Annotated in this window: 21 protein-coding genes; 11 read left to right on the top strand and 10 right to left on the bottom strand. The window is 73.0% G+C overall.

The window, feature by feature from the left end:
• Window positions 1–134: 134 nt before the first annotated feature.
• From tgmC to ABTY56_RS03880, 5 genes are all read right to left on the bottom strand, one after another.
• Complete coding sequence (gene tgmC, locus ABTY56_RS03900; RefSeq protein ID WP_350626214.1) at window positions 135–1,277, bottom strand: ATP-grasp peptide maturase system methyltransferase; 1,143 nt, start codon at window positions 1,275–1,277, stop codon at window positions 135–137.
• Window positions 1,274–2,239, bottom strand: a complete 966-nt coding sequence (gene tgmB, locus ABTY56_RS03895) for an ATP-grasp ribosomal peptide maturase (protein ID WP_350626212.1) — start codon at window positions 2,237–2,239, stop codon at window positions 1,274–1,276. The genes tgmC and tgmB overlap by 4 nt, the downstream gene beginning before the upstream one ends.
• Entirely contained in the window at window positions 2,239–2,517 is a 279-nt protein-coding gene (tgmA, locus tag ABTY56_RS03890; protein ID WP_350626210.1) for a putative ATP-grasp-modified RiPP, read from the bottom strand. Before tgmA ends, tgmB begins: the two co-directional genes overlap by 1 nt.
• A gap of 110 nt (window positions 2,518–2,627) precedes the next feature.
• A complete protein-coding gene (locus ABTY56_RS03885) occupies window positions 2,628–3,194 on the bottom strand; it encodes a hypothetical protein (RefSeq protein ID WP_350626208.1) in 567 nt (188 codons plus the stop codon).
• A 13-nt stretch (window positions 3,195–3,207) separates the two neighbouring features.
• Window positions 3,208–3,660, bottom strand: a complete 453-nt coding sequence (locus ABTY56_RS03880) for an ATP-binding protein (RefSeq protein WP_350626206.1) — start codon at window positions 3,658–3,660, stop codon at window positions 3,208–3,210.
• Window positions 3,661–4,140: 480 nt separating this feature from the next.
• On the opposite strand from ABTY56_RS03880, the gene ABTY56_RS03875 reads away from it, so the two are divergent.
• From ABTY56_RS03875 to ABTY56_RS03865, 3 genes are all read left to right on the top strand, one after another.
• Window positions 4,141–5,019, top strand: a complete 879-nt coding sequence (locus ABTY56_RS03875) for a glycosyltransferase family 2 protein (protein ID WP_350626204.1) — start codon at window positions 4,141–4,143, stop codon at window positions 5,017–5,019.
• 239 nt (window positions 5,020–5,258) lie between these two features.
• A complete protein-coding gene (locus tag ABTY56_RS03870; protein WP_350626202.1) occupies window positions 5,259–6,026 on the top strand; it encodes an XRE family transcriptional regulator in 768 nt (255 codons plus the stop codon).
• Complete coding sequence (locus ABTY56_RS03865) at window positions 6,013–6,480, top strand: NUDIX domain-containing protein (protein ID WP_350626200.1); 468 nt, start codon at window positions 6,013–6,015, stop codon at window positions 6,478–6,480. The genes ABTY56_RS03870 and ABTY56_RS03865 overlap by 14 nt, the downstream gene beginning before the upstream one ends.
• Before the next feature lie 26 nt (window positions 6,481–6,506).
• Here the strand turns inward: ABTY56_RS03865 and hrpB are convergent, their stop codons facing one another.
• Entirely contained in the window at window positions 6,507–9,020 is a 2,514-nt protein-coding gene (gene hrpB, locus ABTY56_RS03860; protein WP_350626198.1) for an ATP-dependent helicase HrpB, read from the bottom strand.
• A 6-nt stretch (window positions 9,021–9,026) separates the two neighbouring features.
• The gene (locus tag ABTY56_RS03855; RefSeq protein ID WP_350626196.1) at window positions 9,027–9,893 is read right to left on the bottom strand and encodes a class I SAM-dependent methyltransferase; all 867 of its coding nucleotides are present in this window, start codon (window positions 9,891–9,893) and stop codon (window positions 9,027–9,029) included.
• A 415-nt stretch (window positions 9,894–10,308) separates the two neighbouring features.
• Here ABTY56_RS03855 and rpsA point away from each other — a divergent pair, with 415 nt between their 5' ends.
• Both rpsA and ABTY56_RS03845 read left to right on the top strand, forming a co-directional pair.
• Entirely contained in the window at window positions 10,309–11,799 is a 1,491-nt protein-coding gene (gene rpsA / locus ABTY56_RS03850) for a 30S ribosomal protein S1 (protein WP_030061640.1), read from the top strand.
• A gap of 194 nt (window positions 11,800–11,993) precedes the next feature.
• On the top strand, window positions 11,994–14,240 hold the full coding sequence (locus ABTY56_RS03845) for an MMPL family transporter (protein ID WP_350626194.1): 2,247 nt from the start codon (window positions 11,994–11,996) through the stop codon (window positions 14,238–14,240).
• An 87-nt stretch (window positions 14,241–14,327) separates the two neighbouring features.
• On the opposite strand, the gene ABTY56_RS03840 is transcribed toward ABTY56_RS03845, so the two are convergent.
• On the bottom strand, window positions 14,328–14,759 hold the full coding sequence (locus tag ABTY56_RS03840) for a MarR family winged helix-turn-helix transcriptional regulator (protein WP_350626192.1): 432 nt from the start codon (window positions 14,757–14,759) through the stop codon (window positions 14,328–14,330).
• Between the two features lie 62 nt (window positions 14,760–14,821).
• Between ABTY56_RS03840 and ABTY56_RS03835 the strand changes: the two genes are divergently transcribed.
• Complete coding sequence (locus ABTY56_RS03835; protein WP_350626190.1) at window positions 14,822–15,463, top strand: MBL fold metallo-hydrolase; 642 nt, start codon at window positions 14,822–14,824, stop codon at window positions 15,461–15,463.
• A 109-nt stretch (window positions 15,464–15,572) separates the two neighbouring features.
• Window positions 15,573–16,172 (top strand): dephospho-CoA kinase, encoded by a 600-nt coding sequence (gene coaE / locus ABTY56_RS03830; RefSeq protein WP_350626188.1) that lies wholly within the window; start codon window positions 15,573–15,575, stop codon window positions 16,170–16,172.
• Between the two features lie 137 nt (window positions 16,173–16,309).
• Here coaE and ABTY56_RS03825 read toward each other — a convergent pair whose 3' ends face one another.
• Complete coding sequence (locus ABTY56_RS03825) at window positions 16,310–17,545, bottom strand: sensor histidine kinase (RefSeq protein WP_350626186.1); 1,236 nt, start codon at window positions 17,543–17,545, stop codon at window positions 16,310–16,312.
• 101 nt (window positions 17,546–17,646) lie between these two features.
• Between ABTY56_RS03825 and ABTY56_RS03820 the strand changes: the two genes are divergently transcribed.
• The gene (locus ABTY56_RS03820; RefSeq protein WP_350626184.1) at window positions 17,647–18,264 is read left to right on the top strand and encodes a GNAT family N-acetyltransferase; all 618 of its coding nucleotides are present in this window, start codon (window positions 17,647–17,649) and stop codon (window positions 18,262–18,264) included.
• Window positions 18,265–18,271: 7 nt separating this feature from the next.
• Here ABTY56_RS03820 and ABTY56_RS03815 read toward each other — a convergent pair whose 3' ends face one another.
• Window positions 18,272–19,003, bottom strand: coding sequence for a CTP synthase C-terminal region-related (seleno)protein (locus ABTY56_RS03815; protein ID WP_350626182.1), 732 nt, complete (start codon window positions 19,001–19,003; stop codon window positions 18,272–18,274).
• Between the two features lie 70 nt (window positions 19,004–19,073).
• Between ABTY56_RS03815 and ABTY56_RS03810 the strand changes: the two genes are divergently transcribed.
• The 3 genes from ABTY56_RS03810 (at window position 19,074) to ABTY56_RS03800 (ending at window position 21,426) form a co-directional block, all read left to right on the top strand.
• Complete coding sequence (locus ABTY56_RS03810; RefSeq protein ID WP_502893012.1) at window positions 19,074–19,982, top strand: LysR family transcriptional regulator; 909 nt, start codon at window positions 19,074–19,076, stop codon at window positions 19,980–19,982.
• A gap of 109 nt (window positions 19,983–20,091) precedes the next feature.
• On the top strand, window positions 20,092–20,646 hold the full coding sequence (locus tag ABTY56_RS03805; RefSeq protein WP_350626180.1) for a GNAT family N-acetyltransferase: 555 nt from the start codon (window positions 20,092–20,094) through the stop codon (window positions 20,644–20,646).
• A 171-nt stretch (window positions 20,647–20,817) separates the two neighbouring features.
• Window positions 20,818–21,426 carry a hypothetical protein gene (locus ABTY56_RS03800; protein WP_350626178.1) on the top strand — a complete coding sequence of 203 codons (609 nt, stop codon included), beginning with the start codon at window positions 20,818–20,820 and terminating at the stop codon, window positions 21,424–21,426.
• Window positions 21,427–21,548: the final 122 nt, after the last annotated feature.

The raw sequence follows: 21,548 nt of genomic DNA, 5'->3' as shown, positions 1-21,548 counted from the left end.
CGTGACGCGCCGGCCGGTACCCGCTGCCCGCGCCGCGGGGACGTCGGAGGGCACGGTCCGAAGTGCACAGGAAGTCGGTGTTGCCGACTTCCTGTGCACCGGCGCGGGTGCCGGGGGTGGTTTCGCACACCCGGTCAGATCGGCAGGTTCCAGCCGGGGCCGTTCTCGCTGCCGAGCCAGACCCGTTGCCCCGCCGGGGAGACCGTGATGCCGAAGGCGTCCTGGTGGGGCTCGCCCGCGCGCTGCCATGCCTCGACGGCGGTTTCGACCTGGTCCCACAGTCGGAGCGGCCCGCGTTGGACCACGGTCCACCCGTCGTCGCCGTCGGGCACCGTCCGGGCCTGGGAGCCGGTGGCCACGTCCGAGAGGACCTGCTGCCCCCCGCTTCCCATCCGTTCGGCCGAGGGCGCGGCGAGCTGCGCGACCCAGCTCCCGGTCCACGTGTCGAGCGTCGCGGGGTCGATCCGGCTCGGACGCTCCTCCCCGGGGAGCAGGGCCAGGGCCGGGCGGGGCGGCCGGTCGTGCGGCCGGGCGATCATGAAGCTGGTGTAGCCCGGCAGGAACCTGCCGGTGGCCTCGCCGGGGCCGGTGACGTCGAGCAGCGCCAGGGCGTTGGCGTAGCCCCACCCGGACAGGGTGACCAGGATCCGGCCGCCCGGCCTCACCTGGCGGAGCCAGGCCATCGGCAGGTACCGGACCGAGCACGTCGCGATCAACCGGTCGAACGGGCCGCCGTCCGGGTCCCCGCCGAGGCCGTCGCCGGTGAGGAGCCGTGGGGCGCAGCCGGCGGCCCGGAGTGCGGCGGCGGCGCGTTCGGCGACGCGGGGGTCGTACTCGATGCTGGTGAGGTTCCCGTCGCCGAGGCGGTGTGCGCCGAGGGCGGTCGAGTAGCCGGTGCCGGTGCCGACTTCGAGGACCCGGTGACCGGTGTCCGCGCCGAGCTGCTGCCACATGTCCAGCACGAGTGAGGGCAGGGTGGAGGACGACGAGGGCGCCCCGGTCACCGGCTGGTCCCCGGTGTCCTCCGGGTGGGTGCGGCCGTCGAGTTGGGTGATGAGGGTTCGGTCGGCGTAGGCACCCTCCAGCCATCCGGGGTCACCGTGGTGCAGGGCCCGGTAGCCGGTCGGGGAGCTGCCGTCGATCGGGACGAAGTAGGAGCCGGCGAACAGTTCGCGCGGCACGGCTCCGGCGGCCGCGGTCCATGCGGGGTCGGTGAGCGTGCCGTTCTCGGTGAGCTGCCGGACCAGGGCGGCGCGCAGGGTGGCGGACGTGGTCACGTGTCGTGGTTCCCTTCCAGTCGGTCGGCGATCGCGTGTGCGATCCGGTCGGTGATGTCGGGCGGCTGCCATGCCCATTGCCCGTTGGGGTTGCACTCCAGGAACTGCCAGGTGCCGCCGTCGGTGACGGCGAAGTCGAAGGCGCCGAAGGTCAGCCGGAAGGCGGCGAGGTAGCGGGCCACGGCTTCGGCGACCGGTACGGGGACGTCGATCGGGCTGCACCGCATCCGGTCCTGCCGGTACCGCCAGTCGAGGTCCGGGCTGTCGATGCGGGCGCCGAACAGCCGGTCTCCGACGGCGGTCACCCGGGTGTCGAAGGCCTTGGGGACCTTGGCCTGGAACAGGTGCGGACACGCCGTCACCGCTTCGGTGAGCTCCGGGCCGCGGACTTCGCGGACCCAGACGGTCCGGGGCTGCCCGTCGACCTCGTGCGGGGTGTGCCACACGGGCTTGTAGACCGTGCCGCCGGCGTTCCCGGCGGCGAACTCCCGCGCCTCGCGCTCGTCGTCGGTGATCAGCGTGGGGGGCACCCGGAATCCGCAGTGCTGGGCGGTGGCGAGCTGAGCCGGCTTGTACTCCGCCGCCCGGTTGTCCCAGGGGTGGTTCACGTAGTGCGCCCCCGGCAGCGAGGCCAGGATGCCACCCGCTCCCCAGAAGGCCTGTGCGGCGGCGAACCGGCGGTCCTGGCCGTCGAGGTCGGGCGGCCCCTGGTACGGCGAGGGCCTGCGGACCCAGACGGAGCGCACGGCCGTCAGGTCCAGTTCGCGGCTCGACGTGCGGAGGGTGCCTCGCTGACCGTCCGCACGGTACGCGGCGGTCAGCGAGGCACCCCCGTGCAGGTCGGTGCCGGGATCGAGACGGACCACCGGGACGCGGCGCCCGGCGAGCACCCGCAGCACCGCGTCCGCCGTCACGTCGGAGACATTGGTCAGTACCAGCACCGACCTGCTTCGGTCGTCCATCAGCCGGAGCTCTGGTCCTGGTCGTAGGACTCGGTGACATCGCTGTCCGTGGCCCCGCCCGGCGCGGCCCCGTCACCGGGGGTCGTCTGGGTGGGCGTGACACCGCTGGTGCTGGTGCCGTGGCTCCCCAGCTCGACCGTCCGGCCGTTCTCGTCCACGATGACGGCGATCTGGGTCTCGGGGTCGATGACGGGCGTGAACGCCGGGAGCGGGAGCGTGGCGGTGGCCGCGTAGGGCTCCATCCTGCCGATGCCCCACGGCTTGGGGGTCTGCGTCATGCGTCCTCCTTGTATCGGTATGCGGAGATTTCCGGCAACTCTGCTGCTGCGCAGAGTCGTTCATCGGCCCGCCCTGGGTGGGACGGGAGTGGTTCGCCGACTTCCGGCGCTTACGGGGTGCTGGTTCGGGCGGCCTGGGTGCGGCAGTGGGCGAGGGCGAGCTTGATGCGGCCGTCCGGCGCGGGGGTGGCGGCGAGGAGTTCGCCGGCGGCGACGAGGGTGGTCCAGTAGGCGGTGGGGTCGCCGGTGCGGGGCATGGGGTGGGCGGCGGCGAGGGAGAGGTAGGCGGCGGTCAGGTTGCCGGTGGTGAACCAGCGGTCGAGGCCGTGCCGGTGGCCGGGGCGGATGCCGCCCATGGCGTCGATCGCAGTGAGGAAGAGGTCGATGAGGGAGCGGTCGGTGTCGGTGAGGGTGACAGGGACGTCGAAGACGCCGAGGGCTTCGAGGAGTTCGCCGGTGTCGGCCTCGGAGCCGGGGCGGCGGTGGGCGAGGAGGGCGCTGTAGCAGTCGTCGAGGCGACGGTCGGCCTCGGCGAGGGGGATGGAGAGGGCCAGGCACACGGCGCGGGCGGCGGGGAGCGGCTTGCGCGAACGGCGAGCGAGGAACGCGTAGGCCTCGGCGGGTGTGGAGCCGCGCGCGAGGGCGTGCCGGGCGAGAGTGATGAGGGGCGGCTGCATCGGGGGCGCGCTTTCAGGCGGTGACGAGGGAGAGGGAGGGGGAGCGGGCGGGCGAGGGGGCGGGGGCGACCAACGCCCAGACGAACTTGCCGACGCCACCGGAGCGGGGGCAGCAACCCCACCGCTCGGCCAGCTCGTTGACGAGGAAGAGTCCGCGTCCGCGCTCCTCGTCGGTACCGGCGGTGTGGACGGAGGGGCGGCCGGCGCCGGCGTCGTGGACTTCGAGGCGGAGGAGGTCGCGGACGACGGAGAAGCGGACCTCGATGAGCCGGTCGGCGGGCGCCTCGGAGTGCTGGACGGCGTTGGCGAACAGTTCGCCGAGGAGCAACTCCGCGACGTCTGAATAGCATTCGCCGTCGGGGAGGGCAGCGAGGTAGGCACGGAGGAGGTGGCGGGCGAGAGGCGTGGACTCGGTGCGGGAGCCGAGGCGCGCGGCGAACGTGCGGGGACGACGGGCAGTGAGCATGACGGAAGCACCTCAAAGGGATGGAGGGGGCATGCGAATGGAGTGCGACGTGCGCGAAGCGGTGGGCGACTGCTGCTGAAGCGAAGGGTCGGACCGCGGTTTCGGAGGCTTGGCCTTGGGAACCGTCTCCGGCCGAGTCCTTGATCAGCCTCCCGGCGTCGGGACGCCCCGGAGGGGAAGGAGGCCGCCGGGTCGGCGTCGGCAGTCATGACAGGCCGCCGCAGTGAAGTGGGCGGGCAGCTGCATCAGGAGCGGGACCCCGGCGATGCGTCGGGCGCCGTGGACGGTGCCGACAACCTTCCTACGGGTGAACAAGAGCCTTCGGGGACCAAGCAGGGACGGGCGGTGTGGGATGGTGACCCGGGTACCCGGATCTGTGGCCCAGGCGTTGGCCCGTCCCGGTCGGCACGCGCAGCGGCGCATGCCCAGGTTGCGGTGCCGACGAGATCCTGGAGGGCTCTCACGTTGGGTTCGAGTGCGATGGGCGTCACGCTGGGCGTGGTGGTGCTCACGATGGGAAACCGGCCTGCGGAGCTGGCGGCGTTGCTGGACTCTGTGCGGGCCCAGGACGGCGGCAGCAGGGGTGTGCGGACGGTGGTGCTCGGGCAGGGCATGAGTCTGCCCGAACTGCCGGACTGGGTGGACGCCGTGGAGCTGACGAAGAACCTCGGCATCCCCGGGGGCCGCAACGCCGGTGTCGAGCGGCTGCGCGAACTGGGGGGAACTGACGTCCTGGTCGTTCTGGACGACGACGGCCTTCTGCCGCGCACCGATACCTTCCAGCTGGTCCGGGAAGCCTTCGAACAGAGCCCGGAGCTGGGAATCGTGTCCTTCCGCATCGCGGACGAGACCGGGTTCACGCAGCGTCGGCACGTCCCCCGTCTCGGCGCCAGCGACCCGATGCAGTCCGGCCCGGTCACCACGTTCCTGGGCGGTGGACACGCAATTCGGATGAGCGTGATCGACCAAGTAGGAATGTTCCCCGACGCGTTCTTCTACGCCCATGAGGAGACGGACTTCGCCTGGCGCGCCCTGGACGCCGGCTGGCGCATCGACTACCGCGCCGACATGGTGTTGCAGCACCCCCGCACCGATCCGGCCCGGCACGCCGCGTACTTCCGGATGACGGCCCGCAACCGGGTGTGGCTGGCCAAGCGTCACCTTCCGGCGGTTCTCGTGCCGGTCTACCTCACCTCCTGGGCTCTGTACACGGTGCTCCGCCGGCCGCCGCTGTCCGGTCTCAAGGCGTGGTGGTCCGGCTTCTTCGAGGGCGTACGGACGCCCTGTCCTCCGCGTCGGCCGATGCGGTGGAGCACGGTGTGGCTGATGGCGAAGCTGGGTCGACCGCCGGTGTTCTGACAGGCAGCCCAGCACGGTCAAGCTGAAGTGGCGGAGGGCATCGAAGACGCTCTGCACGCGGCTGTACTGGTCATGGTCGGGTGGCGCGGAAGGAATGTGCTTGCTGCGGGCAGGCGGTGTGGCTTCTGTCACGCTCGAAATGGTCGACCCATATGACGGGACGTCATACCGCGTTCGGGGGACATTTAGGACGTTCAGCTGGTAGACCTTGAAACGTCCCTCATGTGGAAGGTTGGTCGGTGAACAGCCCCCTCCGTGACGCAATGGCCCGTGCCAATATGACCTCGTCCAAGCTCGCGCGGGTGTGCGGTGTCGATCCCAAGACCGTTGACCGGTGGCTCGCGAACCCCTCGCGTGAGCCGCATGCCCGACACCGTTCAGCGGCCAGCCGGGCCCTCGGCGAGGAGGAAACCGTGCTCTGGCCATCCGTGCAGCAGCTGGTGAAGTCAGGGCCGGACCGGGAGTTGGTGCAGATGTATCCGTACCGGTCGGCGGCACCGGCTTCGCTGTGGCGTCAGCTGATAAGGGGGACAACCCGGGAGATGACGTTCGCGGGGTACACCAACTATTTCCTGTGGCTGGAGCACGCGAACTTCGGCAGCTTGCTCCGACAGAAAGCGGAGGCTGGCGTCCAGGTCCGCTTCATCCTTGGTGAGCCCGGACATCCGGTCACCCGTCAGCGTGAGCTGGAGGAGGGCGTGCCGCTGAGCCTTTCGACCCGAATCGAGGTCACCCTGTCCGAGTTGGCCAAGCTACGGGACACGTCGATCGAGGCGCGATTCGAGACCGCACACGTCTCACTCAGCGTCTTTCGCTTCGACGACGACATGATCGTCACGCCGTTGCTGCCGGGTAGGATCGGCCATGACGCCCCGATGATGCATTTCAGGCGTGCCCAGGACGACGGCGTGTTCGATCGCTTTGCAGGCCACGTCGAGGACTTGTGGGCGAAGGGGCGAGACGTATCGATCCCGGTGACGGAGGTGGTGGGTCATGTCCAGGCGTGACTACGAGGACGACCCCAACGCTCCCGAGGCCAACTCCCTTGTCCCGGCCGCGTCCGTCGTCGTGGTCGACGATGCGGGTCGCGTCCTCCTCCAGCGCCGGACCGACAACGGGATGTGGGCCCTGCCGGGCGGCAGGATGGACATCGGTGAGTCGCTCGCCGGGTGCGGCATCCGCGAGACGCGCGAGGAGACCGGCATCGACATCGAGATCACCGGGATCGTCGGCACCTACACCGACCCCCGCCACGTCTTCGCCTACGACGACGGCGAGGTCCGCCAGGAGTTCTCCATCTGCCTCCTCGGACGCCCGCTCGGCGGGGAGCTGCGGGTATCCGACGAGTCCCACGAGGTGGCATGGTTCACCCCGGCCGAAACGGACGGGCTGCCGATGGTGTCGAACATCCGCAGGCGGCTGGCCGACTGGCGCTCGGGGGAGATCCCCGTGGTGCGTTGATCGCCGTACGTTGTTCGACTCCCGGGTCACTTGCGGGCGTTGGTGCGCTTGGTGGGCTCGGCGGTGGTCGGGTCTTCGGGCCAGGGGTGGCGGGGGTAGCGGCCTCTCAGATCCGCTCGCACGGCTTGATAGCCGTTCTGCCAGAAGCTCTCCAGGTCGCCGGTGATGGCGGCGGGGCGGCCGGCGGGGGACAGTAGCTGCACGGTGAGCGGGATGCGGCCGCCGGCCAGGGCCGGGGCGGCCTTCCAGCCGAAGAGTTCCTGCAACTTGACGGCCAGTACTGGGCGTTCGGTGCTGTAGTCGACTCGTATCTTCGAGCCGCTGGGCACGGTGATGCGTTCGGGTGCCAGCTCGTCCAGCCGCCCGGCCTGTCCGCTCGCCCACGGGAGCAGGCGTTGCAGCGCCGCCGTCGTGTCGATCCGCGCGAGGTCGGCGCGGCGGCGGGCGCGAGACAGTTCCGGCTCCAGCCATTCCTCGGCGTGCTCCAGCAGCGCCTCGTCGGAGACGTCGGGCCAGGGGTCGCCGATCGCCGTGCGGAGGAACGCCAGGCGTTCGCGCAGGTTGGACGGAAAGGTCAGGAGGGTGCTGACGCCCTCGCGGGTGAGGCCTTCGAGGACGGCGGCGCGGACGAGTGCCCGGTCCGGGCGGTCCAGCGGCTTCTCGGCGAGTTCGATGGCGCCGAGGGATTCGACCCGCCGGGAGACGACTTCACCTCGCCGGGTGTCCCAGTGGACTTCCTCGCGGGCGTCGAGCAGGGCCGCTCCGGCTTGCCGGGCGGTGGACTCGTCCAGTGCCGCGGCGTGCAGCACCCGCGCGGAATGTGATCCCGCCGGGCGGTCGGCGACGGCGACGGCGAGCCACGGCAGGGTGCCCAGGACCGTTCCGGGGGAGAGTTCGGCGGCCGTCCCGGAGGCCATCAGGTACGGGCTGCGCTCGCCGGGCGCCGGGCGTTCGACCCTCGCCCTCGCGATTCGCTCCGGGAACGCCAGGGCGACGACGAGGCCGACGGCGGCCGTGTCGTCCAGTGCGGTGGCAGGCTCGTCGCCCGCCGCCCGCTGCAGGCGGCGGACTTCGTCGCGCCAGCGCCCGGCGTAGGGATCACCGGAGGAGCGGACCGTCCGCCACACCGCGCCGAGGTCGTCCCCCAGTGCGCGCGGGGGCTCTTCGGAGAGCAGTGCGACGACCTCGGCCGCGCGCCGCGCGCCGACGGCGGCCGCGCCGTCGACCAGGGCCCGCCCCAGTCGCGGGTGCAGCCCGGTGCGGGCGAGGCGCACGCCGCGCTTCGTCGCCCGGCCGTCGGCGGAGACGGCCCCGAGGGCCCGGAGGGTCTGCCGGGCGGCGGCCATCGCGCCCGCCGGGGGCCGGTCGGGCAGGGCGAGGCCGGTGGCGTCCGGGTCGCCCCAGCACGAGGCCTGGAGGGCGAACGACGTCAGGTCGGCGAGGGCGATCTCGGGGGTGGGGAAGCGGGCGGCGAGGGCGTCCTCGGCCTCGTTCCAGCAGCGGTACACCGTGCCCGGGGCCTCGCGCCCGGCACGCCCGGCGCGCTGGCGGGCGGCGGCGAGGGAGGCGCGGACGGTGACCAGCCCGGCGAGGCCGCGGGCGTGGTCGGTGCGCGGCTCGCGGGCGAGCCCGGCGTCGACCACGACGCGGACGCCGGGGACGGTCAGGGAGGACTCGGCGACGGCGGTGGAGAGCACCACCCGTCGCTGCGGGGAGGGCGTGAGCGCGGCGTCCTGGACGGCCTGTGGGGCGCGTCCGTGCAGCTGCAGCACGTCCCCGGCGACCCCGCCCAGCTGCCCGGCGACCCGGGCGATCTCGCCGACGCCGGGCAGGAAGCAGAGCACGTCCCCGTCGCGCTCGTCCAGGGCCCGCCGGACGACGGACGCGACGTGGTCGAGCAGCGCGAAGTCGACCCGGGTGCCGTGCGCGGGCCGGACGGCGCGCGGCGGGGGCGCCCAGACCACGTCCACCGGGTGGGAGACTCCGTGCGCTTCCACCACCGGGGCGCCGCCGAGCAGGTCGGCCCAGGCCTCGGTGTCGGAGGTGGCCGAGGCGCAGACGAGCCCGAGTTCGGGCCGCAGTGCCGCCCGGACGTCCAGCAGGAAGGCGAGCGCGGTGTCGGCGTCCAGGTGCCGCTCGTGGCACTCGTCGAGCACGACGACGTCCACGCCGGGGAGTTCCTGGTCGCGCTGGAGCCGCTGGAGCAGCACGCCGGTGGTGACCACCTCGACCACGGTGTCCGGCCCGGCCCGGCGTTCGCCGCGCACGGTGTACCCGACGCGGCCGCCGGCCGTCTCGCCGAGCAGCCAGGCCATCCGCCGGGCGGCGGCCCGGACGGCGAGCCGGCGTGGTTCGGCGACCAGTACCCGGCGGACCGGCCGGCCGTCGTCGAGCAGTCCGGCCAGGGCGAGCGGCACCAGCGTGGTCTTGCCGGTGCCGGGCGGGGCGGCGAGGACGGCGGTGCCGTGCCCGTCGAGGGCGTCGTGGAGCGCGGGCAGGGCGGTGCGGACGGGCAGGTCGCGCCAGGCCGGGTTCAGCAAGACGATTCAGCCCCGCTCGGTGACGAAGATCGCCGTGCCGGGGATCAGCCGCCCGCGCAGCGGGGACCAGCCGCCCCACTCCTGCTCCAGGCCGGCCGGCCACTCGGGCTCGACCAGGTCCAGCAGCCGGAAGCCCGCGCCGACGAGTTCGCGGACCCGGTCGCCGATGGTCCGGTGGTGCTCGACGTAGGTGGCGTGGCCCTGCTCGTCCTGCTCGACGTAGGGGGTGCGGTCGAAGTAGGAGGACATCGCGGTGAGGCCTTCGACGCCCGGCTCGTCCGGGAAGGCCCAGCGGATCGGGTGGGTCACCGAGAACACCCAGCGTCCGCCGGGTCGCAGCACCCGGTGCACCTCGCGCATCAGGGCGGCGGTGTCGGCACTGAACGGGACGGCGCCGTAGGCGGAGCAGGCGAGGTCGAACGCGCCGTCGGCGAAGGGGAGGACGGCGGCGTCGGCCTGGACGACCGGGACGGGGACGACGCCGCGGCCGAGGTCGATCCGGCGGGAGTGCTGGAGCTGGCGGTAGGAGATGTCCAGGGCGACGGGGCGGGCGCCGCGGCCGGCGAGCCAGCGCGAGCACTGGGCGGCGCCGGCGCCGATCTCCAGCACGTCCTTGCCCGCGACGTCGCCGAGCAGTCGGGCGTCGGCCTCGTCGAGGCCTTCGGGGCACCAGGTGAAGCGGTCGTCGCCGAGGAACTCGCCGTGCTCGTCCTGGTACTCGTCGGCGTTGCGGTCCCACCAGTGCCGGCTGGCGCGGCTGCTTTCCCCGGTGCCGGCCTCGCGCCGCACCGCGTCGTCGTCGCCCTCCTCGGCGGATGCGTCAAGATCGTGGAGGTCTGACTGGGGGGTGGTGGCCACGGTGACAATGCCCATCGCGTAGGGTATGGAATGCGGAAGCGCCGCTGCCGAGAACCGGTCCCGAGAGGGCCCGGATCCTGGCGGTGGCATCCGGGGAAAGGGCTCCCTGCGGGCGCCGCCGAGAGGTGCGCATCCGGAGGATATGGCCTGATCCGTACCGGGCTCCACCGTCTTGCCGTTCTTGGCGTTGACCGTGCCTGGCCGTCCCCGTATGCTACAAGTTGCGCTGCGGGCCTGCGCGCCTCAGACGGAGCAGGTCGCGCTCGCATTCTGTCGAAGACCCCACGGTCGCAAGACGGACGCCGGTTCTCGCTGTGCGGGAAAACCGGTGGGCCGCGTCTTGGGCTGTCCCGGTTTTCGGTGGGAGCGATACGGGCCCTCCGCGTGGCATTACCTACGACTTCATGTCCGTACCGGAGCCCTTTTCCTAATGACGAGCCCCACCGACTCCTCCCTCAGCACCACCCCGCAGGTCGCGGTCAACGACATCGGCGACGCGGAGGCCTTCCTCGCCGCCATCGACGAGACCATCAAGTACTTCAACGATGGCGACATCGTCGAGGGCGTCATCGTGAAGGTCGACCGTGACGAGGTCCTCCTCGACATCGGTTACAAGACCGAGGGCGTCATCCCGTCCCGCGAGCTCTCGATCAAGCACGACGTTGACCCGCACGAGGTCGTCGCCGTCGGTGACAACATCGAGGCCCTGGTTCTCCAGAAGGAGGACAAGGAGGGTCGTCTCATCCTGTCCAAGAAGCGCGCTCAGTACGAGCGTGCCTGGGGCACGATCGAGAAGATCAAGGAAGAGGACGGCATCGTCACCGGTACCGTCATCGAGGTCGTCAAGGGTGGTCTCATCCTCGACATCGGCCTCCGCGGCTTCCTCCCCGCCTCGCTGGTCGAGATGCGTCGCGTCCGCGACCTCCAGCCCTACGTGGGCAAGGAGCTCGAGGCCAAGATCATCGAGCTGGACAAGAACCGCAACAACGTGGTCCTGTCCCGCCGTGCCTGGCTGGAGCAGACCCAGAGCGAGGTCCGCCAGACCTTCCTCACCACCCTGCAGAAGGGCCAGGTGCGCTCCGGCGTCGTCTCCTCGATCGTCAACTTCGGTGCCTTCGTGGACCTGGGTGGCGTCGACGGCCTGGTGCACGTCTCCGAGCTGTCCTGGAAGCACATCGACCACCCGTCCGAGGTTGTCGAGGTCGGCCAGGAGGTCACCGTCGAGGTTCTCGACGTTGACATGGACCGCGAGCGCGTCTCCCTGTCGCTGAAGGCGACCCAGGAGGACCCGTGGCAGCAGTTCGCCCGTACGCACCAGATCGGTCAGGTCGTCCCGGGTAAGGTCACCAAGCTGGTTCCGTTCGGTGCGTTCGTCCGCGTGGACGAGGGCATCGAGGGTCTGGTCCACATCTCCGAGCTGGCCGAGCGCCACGTGGAGATCCCGGAGCAGGTCGTCCAGGTCGGCGACGAGATCTTCGTCAAGGTCATCGACATCGACCTCGAGCGTCGTCGCATCAGCCTGTCGCTGAAGCAGGCCAACGAGGCCCTGGGTGCCAACCCGGCCGAGGTCGAGTTCGACCCGACCCTGTACGGCATGGCCGCCTCGTACGACGACCAGGGCAACTACATCTACCCGGAGGGCTTCGACCCCGAGGCGAACGACTGGCTGCCCGGCTTCGAGAAGCAGCGTGAGGAGTGGGAGCGCCAGTACGCCGAGGCGCAGGCCCGCTTCGAGCAGCACCAGGCCCAGGTCATCAAGAGCCGCGAGGCCGACGCCCAGGCTGCCGAGGAGGGTGGCGACGCCGTCGCCGCTGCCGCCGGTGGCTCCTACTCGTCCAGCAGCGACGAGGGCTCCGGCGCCCTGGCCTCCGACGAGGCCCTGGCCGCCCTGCGCGAGAAGCTGGCCGGTGGCCAGAGCTGAGGCTCTCGCTTCCCGCTAGCCGATAGCTAGCAGATGGGCCCCACCCGGAATTCCGGGTGGGGCCCATTTGGTTTTCCGCTTTGACTTATGTGTGTTTTATGTGAAGGAAAGTGTGAGATGGGGCTCATCGCCCTTCCCTAGGTCGAAGTTCGGGTTCCGCCTACATTGAGTGGAGCTGCCCGAAAGGCTCCTTTATGCGAAACCCCTCCTCCGCTGCCCCCGCCACCGCGCTGGTCGGCGGCCGGCTCGCGGCCCTCGGCCGGTTCTGCTTCCGCCACCGCCGCTGGGTGCTCGGCTTCTGGGCCGTCGTCCTGGTCGTCGGCGTCCTGATCGGCGGCCGGGTCTTCGAAGGATCGGTGGCGGGGGCCTCCTCCGCCAGTGCCGAGGCTGACCGGGGCAGCGCGGTGGTCACCGCGGCCGACCCGGTCAAGGGCACCGTCACCGCCGTGGTGGACGGCAAACCGGTGGACGATCCGGCGGTCAAGGCCGCCGTCGAGAAGGCCACCGCCGAGATCGCCGCCCTGCCCGGGGTCTCCTCCAGCCTCGACGCGTACGGCCCCGGCCCGGCCCCGGCCGCGCTGCGCTCCGCCGACGGCAACGCCGGCCTGGTCACCGTACGGATGGCCGACACCGCGACCACCGCGCAGACCGACGCCGTCACCGGGCGGCTCGCCGCGCTGAACGGCGCGGGCGGCGCGCACGTGACCGTCGGCGGGGACCTGGTGCTGCAGGACGAGGTCAAGAAGCAGACCGAGAAGGACACCCGCTTCGGCGAGATGGTGACGCTGCCGCTCACGCTGGTCGTCATGGTGCTGGTCTTCGGCGGGCTCTCGGCGGCCTCGCTGCCGGTGATCGGGGCGGTCGCCTCGGTGGGCGGCGCGCTGCTGGCCATGTTCGGGTTCAGCCGGATCATGGACATCGACACCAGCGTGCTGCCGATCGCGACCGTGCTGGGGCTCGGGCTCTCGATCGACTACGCGTTGCTCATGGTGAATCGTTTCCGCGAGGAGCGCGGCCACGGCGCGGGCATCGCCGCCGCCGTCGAGCGCACCGCGGCGACCGCCGGGCGCACCGTGGCCTTCTCCGGGCTGACCGTGGCCGTCGCGCTGTCCGGCCTGTTCGTCTTCACCAGTCCGGTGCTCGGGGCGGTCGCCGCCGCCGGGGTGAGCGTGGTGGTGATCGCCGTCGCCGCCGCGCTGACACTGATCCCCGCGCTGCTCGGCTTCGCCGGCTCCCGGATCAAGACGCCCACCTCTCCGGTACCGGACGAGGGGTTCTTCAGCCGGACCGTCCGCCGGGTCCGCAAGCGGGCGGTGCTGGTCACGCTCGCCTCCGTGGCGCTGCTGATGGCGGCCGGGGCGCCGTTCCTCCATGCCGAGATGCGGAACTCGGGCGCCGCCGTGCTGCCCGCCTCCTCGGCGGGGCGGCAGGTCACCGAGACCGTCGACCAGCGCTTCCCGCAGGTCTCGGCCGCGCCGGTCACGGTGGTGGTCGAGGGCGGTGCGACGGTCGCGCAGGCGTACGCCGATGACGTGGTCGCCAAGCTGCCCGGGGTGAGCGGGGTACGGGCGGTCAGCCCGGTGAGCGACTCCGTCTCCACCATCGACGTGCTGGTGAAGGGGGACCCGCAGGGCGGGCAGGCCAAGCACGTGGTCGAGGAGCTGCGGGCGGACCGCGGCGGGCTGAAGACCTACGTCACCGGCGGCGCGGCCTCGGTGGTCGACTTCCAGAAGGAACTGCTCTCGCGCGGGCCGTGGGCGCTCGGGCTGGTCGCGGCGGGCACGCTGGTGCTGCTGTTCCTGATGACCGGCTCGGTGGTGATGCCGGTCAAGGCGCTGCTGATGAACCTGCTCTCCCTCGGCGCCTCGCTCGGCGCGCTCACCCTGGTGTTCCAGGACGGGTGGTTCAGCGGGCTGCTGGGGTTCAGTCCGGCCGGCGGGTTGGAGACCTTCATCCCGGTGCTGGTCTTCGCCTTCGCCTTCGGGCTGTCGATGGACTACGAGGTGTTCCTGCTCGCCCGGATCAAGGAACTGCGGGACAAGGGGCACAGCAACACCCGGTCGGTGGAGCTGGGCGTCCAGCGCAGTGGTCGGATCATCACCTCGGCGGCGTTGCTGATGGTGATCGTCTTCGCCGGGTTCGCGCTCGGGGACATGCTGATGGTCAAGCAGATGGGTATCGCGCTGGCCGTCGCCGTCGCGGTGGACGCCACCCTGGTGCGCTGTCTGCTGGTGCCCGCCGCGATGAGCCTGTTCGGCGAGTTCAACTGGTGGGCGCCCGCTCCGCTGCGGCGACTGCACCGGCGGTTCGGGCTGAGCGAGCACGTCGAGCTGCCGGAGATCGAGCCGGCGGTGATCCCGGCACCGCGGCCGGTGGCCGGCGAGCCGGTGAGCGACTCGGCGCCCGGCGAGCCGGTGAGCACCGACCTGGTGAAGGCCTAGCTGTCCGTCCCCGGCGTCCGTGCCTGGCGTTCGTGCCCGGCGTCCGTGCCGGGCACGGACGCCCCCGGCCGGAGCCGGGCGGGCGGCTCAGGACAGGCGGTGCAGGAGGTCGACCGTGGCACGGAGCCGGTCCTGCTCGGCGGGCGTGAGGCGGGACTCGATGGCGGCCGCGATGTGGTGTTCGCGGCGGGCGCGCTGGTCGAGGAGGGCGGCGCGGCCGGCCTCGGTGGCGGCGATGAGCTGCTTGCGGCCGTCGGTGGGGTGGGGCTGCTGGGTGACCAGTCCGGCTTCGGCCATCAGGGCGACGGTGCGGGCCATCGACTGGTGGCGGACCCGCTGGAGGTCGGCGAGCTCGGCGACGGTGCAGGAGCGCTCGTCGCGGACCAGCAGGCCGAGGACGGCGGCCTGGTTCTGCGGCAGCTCGTCGTTGTCGCGCAGGGAGCGGACCAGGCTGCCGAGGGCGGCGCGCAGGTCCGCGGCGAGTTCCAGGGTGTCCGGGTGCGGGGCTTCGCTGGGCATGGGAGAAGTCTACCCGGAAGATCTGCAGCATTGCTGTACAGCTTTGCTGTAGGGTTTCGAGCATGCGAATCACCAAGTTCGGACATGCCTGCGTACGCATCGAGCACGGCGACACCACCGTCGTCGTCGACCCCGGGGTGTTCACCGACCCCGTCGCGCTGACCGGGGCGGACGCCGTCCTGATCACCCACGAGCACATGGACCACTTCGAGGAGTCCCGGCTGCGCGCCGCGCTGGAGGCCGACCCGGCCCTGCGGGTGTGGACCAACACCGCCGTCGCCGCCCAGCTGGAGGGCGTCGCGCAGCGGGTCACCGCGGTCGGCGAGGGGGACGCCTTCGAGCTCGGCGGCCTCGGCGTCTCGGTGCACGGCGAGTGGCACGCGGTGATCCACCCGGACATGCCGCAGGTGCGCAACATCGGCTTCCTCTTCGACGGCCGGCTCTTCCACCCCGGCGACGCGTTCACCGTGCCGCCGCACACCGTGGACACCCTGCTGCTGCCGCTCGCGGCGCCGTGGACCAAGGTCTCCGAGGTGGTCGACTACGTCCGGGAGGCGGGGCCGCACCGGGCGGTGCCGATCCACGAGGCGGTGCTCAGCCCGGCCGGGTTCGCCGTGCACAGCCGACTGGTCGGACCGGACGGGCCGGGCACGGGCGCGGAGCTGGCCGTCCTCGGGGACGGGGAGAGCCTGGAGCTGGGCTGACCGCTGGGCGCGACCGGGATGCGATCGGGGTGCGATCGGGGTGAAGCCCGCGCTCCCCGGGTGCCGCCCGGTGCTGACGGGCCCGGTGCGGCGCCGGTAGCCTGACGCCATGCTGAAGATCGGACTGACGGGCGGCATCGGCGCGGGCAAGAGCGCGGTGTCCCGGCTGTTCGCCGCGCACGGCGCGGTGATCGTGGACTCCGACGTGATCGCCCGCGAGGTGGTCGCCCCCGGGACGGACGGTCTGGCGGCCGTGGTCGCCGAGTTCGGCCCGCAGGTGCTGCGGGAGGACGGCGCGCTGGACCGCCCGGCCCTCGGGACGGTCGTGTTCGCCGACCCGGAGCGGCTGAAGGCGTTGAACGCGATCGTCCACCCGCTGGTGCGGGCCCGCTCCGCCGAGCTGGAGGCGGCGGCCGCGCCGGACGCGGTCGTGGTGCACGACGTGCCGCTGCTGGCCGAGAACGGGCTGGCGCCGCTGTTCGACCTGATCGTGGTGGTCGACGCGGCCGACGAGGTGCGGCTGGACCGGCTGGTGCGGCTGCGCGGGATGGCGGAGGAGGAGGCCCGGGCCCGGATGGCCGCGCAGGCCTCGCGGGCGGACCGGCTGGCGATCGCCGACCTGGTGATCGACAACGGCCGGGGGCTGGCGGAGCTGTCGGCCCGGGTGGACGAGGTCTGGACGGAGCTGGCAGAGCGCGCGGCCGTCTGAGCCGCGGGGCGGTCTGAGCCGTGGGGCGGTCGGGCCCGTGCCGGTTCGGCCGGCCCTGCGCGGACAGCCGGACCTGCGCCGGGTCAGCAGGGTCAGCCCGGTCAGCAGGGTCGGCCCGGTCAGCAGGGTCGGCCGGGTCAGCCGGTCCGGCCGACGCCGAGCGGAAGCCTGGCCCGGACGGCGAAGCCGCCCTCGGCCGTCGGCCCGGCGTCCAGGGTGCCGCCGAGATCGCCGGCCCGGGTGCGCATGCCGGTCAGTCCGTGGCCGCCGGAGGGCAGTCCGGCTCCGTCGGCCCCTGGGGCGCAGCCGCCCGTGGGCCCGTCGGACTCCGCCGCGGTGGGGGAGTTGACCACTGCCAGGCGCAGCCCGTCCGGCCCGACCTCGACGGTGACGGCGACCTCGGCCGCCGGGGCGTGCTTGTGCGCGTTGGTCAGCGCCTCCTGGACGATCCGGTACGCCGCGTACTGCACGGCGGGCCCGGGCGCGGGCAGCCCGTCGGCCGGGCCGGTGACGGTCAGTCCGACCGCCAGCCCGGCCTGCCGGGACTCCTCGACCAGGGTGGGCAGGCCGCGCAGCGAGGGCGCCTGGTCGGCGGCCGTGGTCAGCACGCCCAGCAGGCCGCGCAGTTCGGTGAGCGCCTGCAGCCCGAGGGTGCGGATCAGGCCGAGCGTCTCCCGGACGGCGGCCGGGTCCTCGGCCCGGGCGACCTGGCCGGCGCCCGCGTGCAGGGTGATCAGCGAGACGCGGTTGGAGACCACGTCGTGCATCTCCCGTGCGAGCCGGGAGCGTTCGGCGGCCGCGGCGCGTTCCTCGACGTGCCGGCGGGCCTCCTCCAGCAGCCGGTTGCGCTCGCCGAGGAAGCGGTTGCGCTCCGCGAGCACCCGGACGGTGCGGGCGCGGTGGTGGGTGGTCAGCCCGAGGAGGACCGGGACCGCGCCGAACACCAGCGGGTCCTCGATCAGGCCGGCCAGCGACGAGGGGGTGGTGACGTCCCCGAGGTCGAACGGGACGACCAGCCGCAGTTCGGCCGCGGCCGCCAGGACGTACAGCAGTGCGGTGGTGCCGCGCCGCGCGGCCAGTCCGTAGAGGGCGACGGCGAGCGGGAGTTGACCGCTCATCAGGGTGGCCGCGGTGACCGCCGCCGGATGCCGGCGCCGCAGGGCCAGGGCGAGGGCGCCGAACGCCATCAGGCCCGCGTTGACCGACGGTGAGGTGGTCGGGCCGAAGTCCGGGTCGTTCGCGGCGAGCGGGACGAGCACCAGCAGGACCAGGGCGGTCGGCGCGAGGGCCCGGACCGGGCGGGGCAGGCGCACCGGCGGCCAGGGCGGCGGCGCGTCGGGATCGACGGCCGACCGGTCGGTGAGGTGCTGCATGAGGGGCATGCTTCCACACCGGGGTCCGACCGGGATGATCGTCCGACCGTGTGGCCGGGAAGGGGCTGTTGCGAGGAGCCCGGTGGGGAGAGCATGGCGGCATGAATGATCATCTTTCGTCCGGGCCGCAGTCGACCGGGTCGCCCACGGCCGACCCGCACCGGACCGACCGGCACCTGACCGACCGGCACCTGACCGAGCCGCACGTGGCCGTCGAACGGTTGGAGCGCTACTCCCGCGCCGAGCAGGAGGAGATCCTCGGCCCCGGGGACGACCCGTACGGGGTCGCGTACACCGGGCTGACCTTCCTGCCCAAGGAGATCCACTTCGGCGTCCGGGCCGCCGACGGCCGGCTCGTCGCCCACACCGGGCTGTTGCCCCTGGCGCTCACCGCGGGCGGCACCGACCTGACGGCGATGGGCGTCGGCGGGGTCTGCGTCGCCCCCGACCGGCGCGGCGGCGGCCTCGCGCACGCCGTGGTCGGGGCCGCCCTGGACCACGCCCGCACCCTCGGCCATCGGCGCGCGCTGCTGTTCTGCAGGCCGCCGCTGACCGCGTTCTACCGGGGAATGGGCTTCCGGGAGGTGACGCCGGAGGTGACGGTGGAACAGCCGGAGGGCCGGCTCGCGGTGATGCCGCTGCGTACCATGTGGGCGCCGCTGGCGGCGGGGGCCGACTGGCCGGAGGGGCCGGTGCGGCTGCGCTCACTGCCGATGTGAGTCCGGATCAGACGCCGACGGCCGGCGCGGACGACTCCGCGTGGGCCACGGCGGCGGCGGCCAGCGCGCGGATCACGGCGTGCGCCCGGGTGCCGTCGCCGGACAGCTCGGGCTGGAAGAGCGAGGCGAGGAAGAACGGGTGGTCCGGCAGTTCCAGGATCCGCACCTCGCCCGACTCGTCCGCGCCGCTGAACCGCAGGCCGTGCGCGCGCAGCCGGTCCAGATAGGCGGCGTTGAGGCCGTACGCGCAGTGGTAGCGCTCCAGGGTGCGGGTGGTGCCGAGGACGCGCTCGGCGAGGGTGTCCGGGGTGATGACGACGGCGCCCTCGTGGCCGACCAGTGAGCAGCTCAGCGGGGCGATCACCTGCTGCTCCCCGTCGGGGTGCTGCTCGCCGTGGACGGCCCCGGCCAGGCCGCAGACGTTGCGGGCGAACTCCAGGACCGCGTGCTGGAACCCGGCGCAGGTGCCGAGGAAGGGGATGCCGCGTTCGCGGGCGGTGCGCACGGCGGCCACGGCGCCGGCCTCGCTGCGGTAGGGGCTGCCGGGCAGTAGCCAGACGGCGTCGAAGCCGTCCAGGGCGCCGGGTGCCGCGGCGTCCTCGGTCGGGATCCAGTAGGCGTCCAGGACGAGGCCGTCGTGCTCGGCGAGCGCGTCGAGCAGGCCGGGGATGCGGGCGTGCGAGCGGACGGCGGGGGAGCGGTCGCCGACGAGGGCGATCCGCGGGGTCAGGTAGGTCATGCGGCTATCCTGACCCCGCACCCGAGATCAGCGCCAACGATGATTTCTTACACCTCGATCAGATCGGTTGATGGCCGCCGTGGATCCCCAGCAGCTGCGCACCTTCGTCACCGTCACCCGCCTCGCCTCCTTCTCCGACGCGGCACGCGAACTCGGCTACACCCAGTCCGCGGTCTCGCAGCAGATCGCCGCACTGGAGGCGGACCTCGGTACGGCGCTGCTGATCCGTCGCCCGGTCGGCCCGACCGAGGCGGGGCGGCGGCTGCTGGAACACGCCGCGCCGTTGTTGGTCCGCCTGGAGGCGGCGCGTGCCGACGTCGCGCGCCTGGCCGGTGCCCCGAGCGCCCGGCTGGTGCTCGGCGCCACGGCGCTGGCGGTCGGAGCGGCGCTGGGGCGCGCGCTCGGCGAGGTGCGCCGGGCGTACCCGAGGGTGCAGCCGGAGGTCCGGGTGCTCGCCCAGGACGTGCTGCCCGCGCAGGTCGCCACCGGCGAGGTCGACCTCGCCCTGATCGACGGCCTGGCCGCGCCCAGCGACCCGCTGCCGTTGCCCGAGGTCGGCCCGCTGCGCACCGTCGCGGTGGACGAGCGGCCGGTCGTCGTCGCCCTGCCCGCCGGCCACCCGCTGGCGGGCCGCGGCGGCCTGGCGCTCGCCGACCTCTCCGCGGCCCGCTGGCTGGACGCCCCCGACCTCGCCCCGCCGGTCGCCCGGCTGCGCGCGGCGGCGGGCGTCGACGGCTTCCGGCCCGCCACCCGCTACCGGGGGACCGACCTGCACGGGCTGCTGGCGCTGGTCGCCGCCGGGCACGGGCTCACGCTGCTGCCCGAGCCGGTGCCGGCCGGGGTGCCCGGGGTCGGGTACGCGCCGATCGTCGCACCCCGGCTGGTGCACCGCACCGAGCTCGTGCATGGGAGCCTGCCGGAGGGGCCGGCGGCGCTGCTGGCGCGGTTGCTGGCGGGGGCACCTGTCGACCCGGCCTGATCGGCCGCCGCCGGCTGGATCGGCGGTCCGCGCAGCGGTGGCCCCCGGTGCGGGTCGGAGGGTGAAATCGGGTTGCGAGGGCTGCCGGATTCGATGAAATGATCATGCAATGAGCATCATCATCAGGCGGGTACGGCAGGGGGACTGGGCGCGGGTCAAGGAGATCCGGTTGGACGCGCTGCGGGACCCGGTCGCGGCCATCGCCTTCCTGGAGACCCACGAGCAGGCGGCCGCCAAGCCCGACGAGTTCTGGCAGGACCGCACGAGGGGGGCCGCGACCGGCTCCGTCGTGGCGCAGTTCGTCGGCGAGGACGCGGACGGGCGCTGGCTCGGCACGGTGAGCGTGCTGGTCGAACGGCCCGGTGGGCCCGGGGCGTTCGAGGGCGACGCCGTCGAGGTCGACCAGGCGCACGTCGTCGGCGTCTACGTCCGGCCCGAGGCGCGCGGCACCGGGCTGGCGCCCGATCTCATCCGGGCGGCCAGGGACTGGTCCTGGTCGCTCGACGAGCCCCGGATCGAGCGCGTGCGGCTGTTCGTCCACGAGGACAACGCCCGCGCCGAGGCGATGTACGTGAAGGTCGGGTTCGAACGCTCCGGCGTGGCGCTGCCCGTACCGGGTGACGTGCCGGGCCGGGAGATCGAACTGGCGGTGTCCCGGGGCTGATTGCCGGCCGTGCTGCGGGGTCGTCCTGCGGGGCCGTGCTCCGGGGTCGTTCTGCGGGGTCGTCCTGCGGGTCGGCGGGCGATCCGGGAGGACGGCCCCGGCGGTTGTGAAGACGAGGTCACCTGGCGTTCACGCCCCGGGACTGACGGTCGTCGCACGCCCGGTGCTGTCATGGACACAGCTGCCCGGCGACAGGCCGGGCCGACCCTGGAGATCTTCCCCATGATGCTCCGTCAGCGCCTGACCGTCGTCGCCTCGGCGGCCGCCCTGACCGTCGCCGGGCTCGCCGCGGGCACCGCCCACGCGGCCGCCCCGGCGACCGCCGCCACCGCGAAGTCCCGAGCGCTCAGCGCGAGTTGTTCGCAGGACTACCTGCCGCTGCCCGACCCGTCCTGCACCCCGGGTGCGTACAACCCGGACGTCACCCAGGACACCATCGGGCAGACCATCTGCGTCTCCGGCTGGACCGCCACCGTCCGCCCGCCGACCAGCTACACCAACCCGCTGAAGGTGCGGCAGATCGCCGAGTACGGCTACGACGACACCAGCACGGCCGACTACGAGGAGGACCACCTCGTCCCGCTGGAGCTCGGCGGCGCCCCGCGCGACCCGGCCAACCTGTGGCCCGAGCCGCGTTACGGCAACGAGCCGGCGCAGAGCAAGGACTCCGTCGAGACCAGGCTGAAGAACGCGGTGTGCAGCGGCCGGGTCGGCCTGGACGACGCCCGCGGCGCGATCGCGAGCGACTGGACCACGGCCCTCAGCGTCCTGGGGCTGTGAGGCGCGCTGCGGATCCGAGGCGCCCTCGCGCCGTGGCTCCGCGACGCCCTTCGCGCCGTGGCTCCGAAGCGCCCCTGACGCGGTGAAGCCGGTTCACCGCGGGCGGGCGTGAAGGAGCCGCC

It is taken from the genome of Kitasatospora sp. NPDC097691 (assembly GCF_040302665.1).
Lineage (GTDB): Bacteria > Actinomycetota > Actinomycetes > Streptomycetales > Streptomycetaceae > Kitasatospora.
The sequence above is the reverse complement of the archived record's forward strand: the minus strand, read 5'-3'. Positions and strand labels throughout refer to the sequence as shown.

Coding starts and splice junctions, on each gene's coding strand:
- ABTY56_RS03875 (WP_350626204.1), top strand. CDS start 4,141: ATGGGCGTCACGCTGGGCGTGGTGGTGCTCACGATGGGAAACCGGCCT.
- ABTY56_RS03845 (WP_350626194.1), top strand. CDS start 11,994: ATGCGAAACCCCTCCTCCGCTGCCCCCGCCACCGCGCTGGTCGGCGGC.
- ABTY56_RS03800 (WP_350626178.1), top strand. CDS start 20,818: ATGGACACAGCTGCCCGGCGACAGGCCGGGCCGACCCTGGAGATCTTC.
- ABTY56_RS03840 (WP_350626192.1), bottom strand. CDS start 14,759: ATGCCCAGCGAAGCCCCGCACCCGGACACCCTGGAACTCGCCGCGGAC.
- ABTY56_RS03855 (WP_350626196.1), bottom strand. CDS start 9,893: ATGGGCATTGTCACCGTGGCCACCACCCCCCAGTCAGACCTCCACGAT.
- ABTY56_RS03880 (WP_350626206.1), bottom strand. CDS start 3,660: ATGCTCACTGCCCGTCGTCCCCGCACGTTCGCCGCGCGCCTCGGCTCC.
- tgmA (WP_350626210.1), bottom strand. CDS start 2,517: ATGACGCAGACCCCCAAGCCGTGGGGCATCGGCAGGATGGAGCCCTAC.
- ABTY56_RS03885 (WP_350626208.1), bottom strand. CDS start 3,194: ATGCAGCCGCCCCTCATCACTCTCGCCCGGCACGCCCTCGCGCGCGGC.
- ABTY56_RS03835 (WP_350626190.1), top strand. CDS start 14,822: ATGCGAATCACCAAGTTCGGACATGCCTGCGTACGCATCGAGCACGGC.
- ABTY56_RS03820 (WP_350626184.1), top strand. CDS start 17,647: ATGAATGATCATCTTTCGTCCGGGCCGCAGTCGACCGGGTCGCCCACG.
- ABTY56_RS03865 (WP_350626200.1), top strand. CDS start 6,013: ATGTCCAGGCGTGACTACGAGGACGACCCCAACGCTCCCGAGGCCAAC.
- coaE (WP_350626188.1), top strand. CDS start 15,573: ATGCTGAAGATCGGACTGACGGGCGGCATCGGCGCGGGCAAGAGCGCG.
- ABTY56_RS03825 (WP_350626186.1), bottom strand. CDS start 17,545: ATGCAGCACCTCACCGACCGGTCGGCCGTCGATCCCGACGCGCCGCCG.
- tgmB (WP_350626212.1), bottom strand. CDS start 2,239: ATGGACGACCGAAGCAGGTCGGTGCTGGTACTGACCAATGTCTCCGAC.
- ABTY56_RS03805 (WP_350626180.1), top strand. CDS start 20,092: ATGAGCATCATCATCAGGCGGGTACGGCAGGGGGACTGGGCGCGGGTC.
- ABTY56_RS03815 (WP_350626182.1), bottom strand. CDS start 19,003: ATGACCTACCTGACCCCGCGGATCGCCCTCGTCGGCGACCGCTCCCCC.
- rpsA (WP_030061640.1), top strand. CDS start 10,309: ATGACGAGCCCCACCGACTCCTCCCTCAGCACCACCCCGCAGGTCGCG.
- ABTY56_RS03810 (WP_502893012.1), top strand. CDS start 19,074: ATGGCCGCCGTGGATCCCCAGCAGCTGCGCACCTTCGTCACCGTCACC.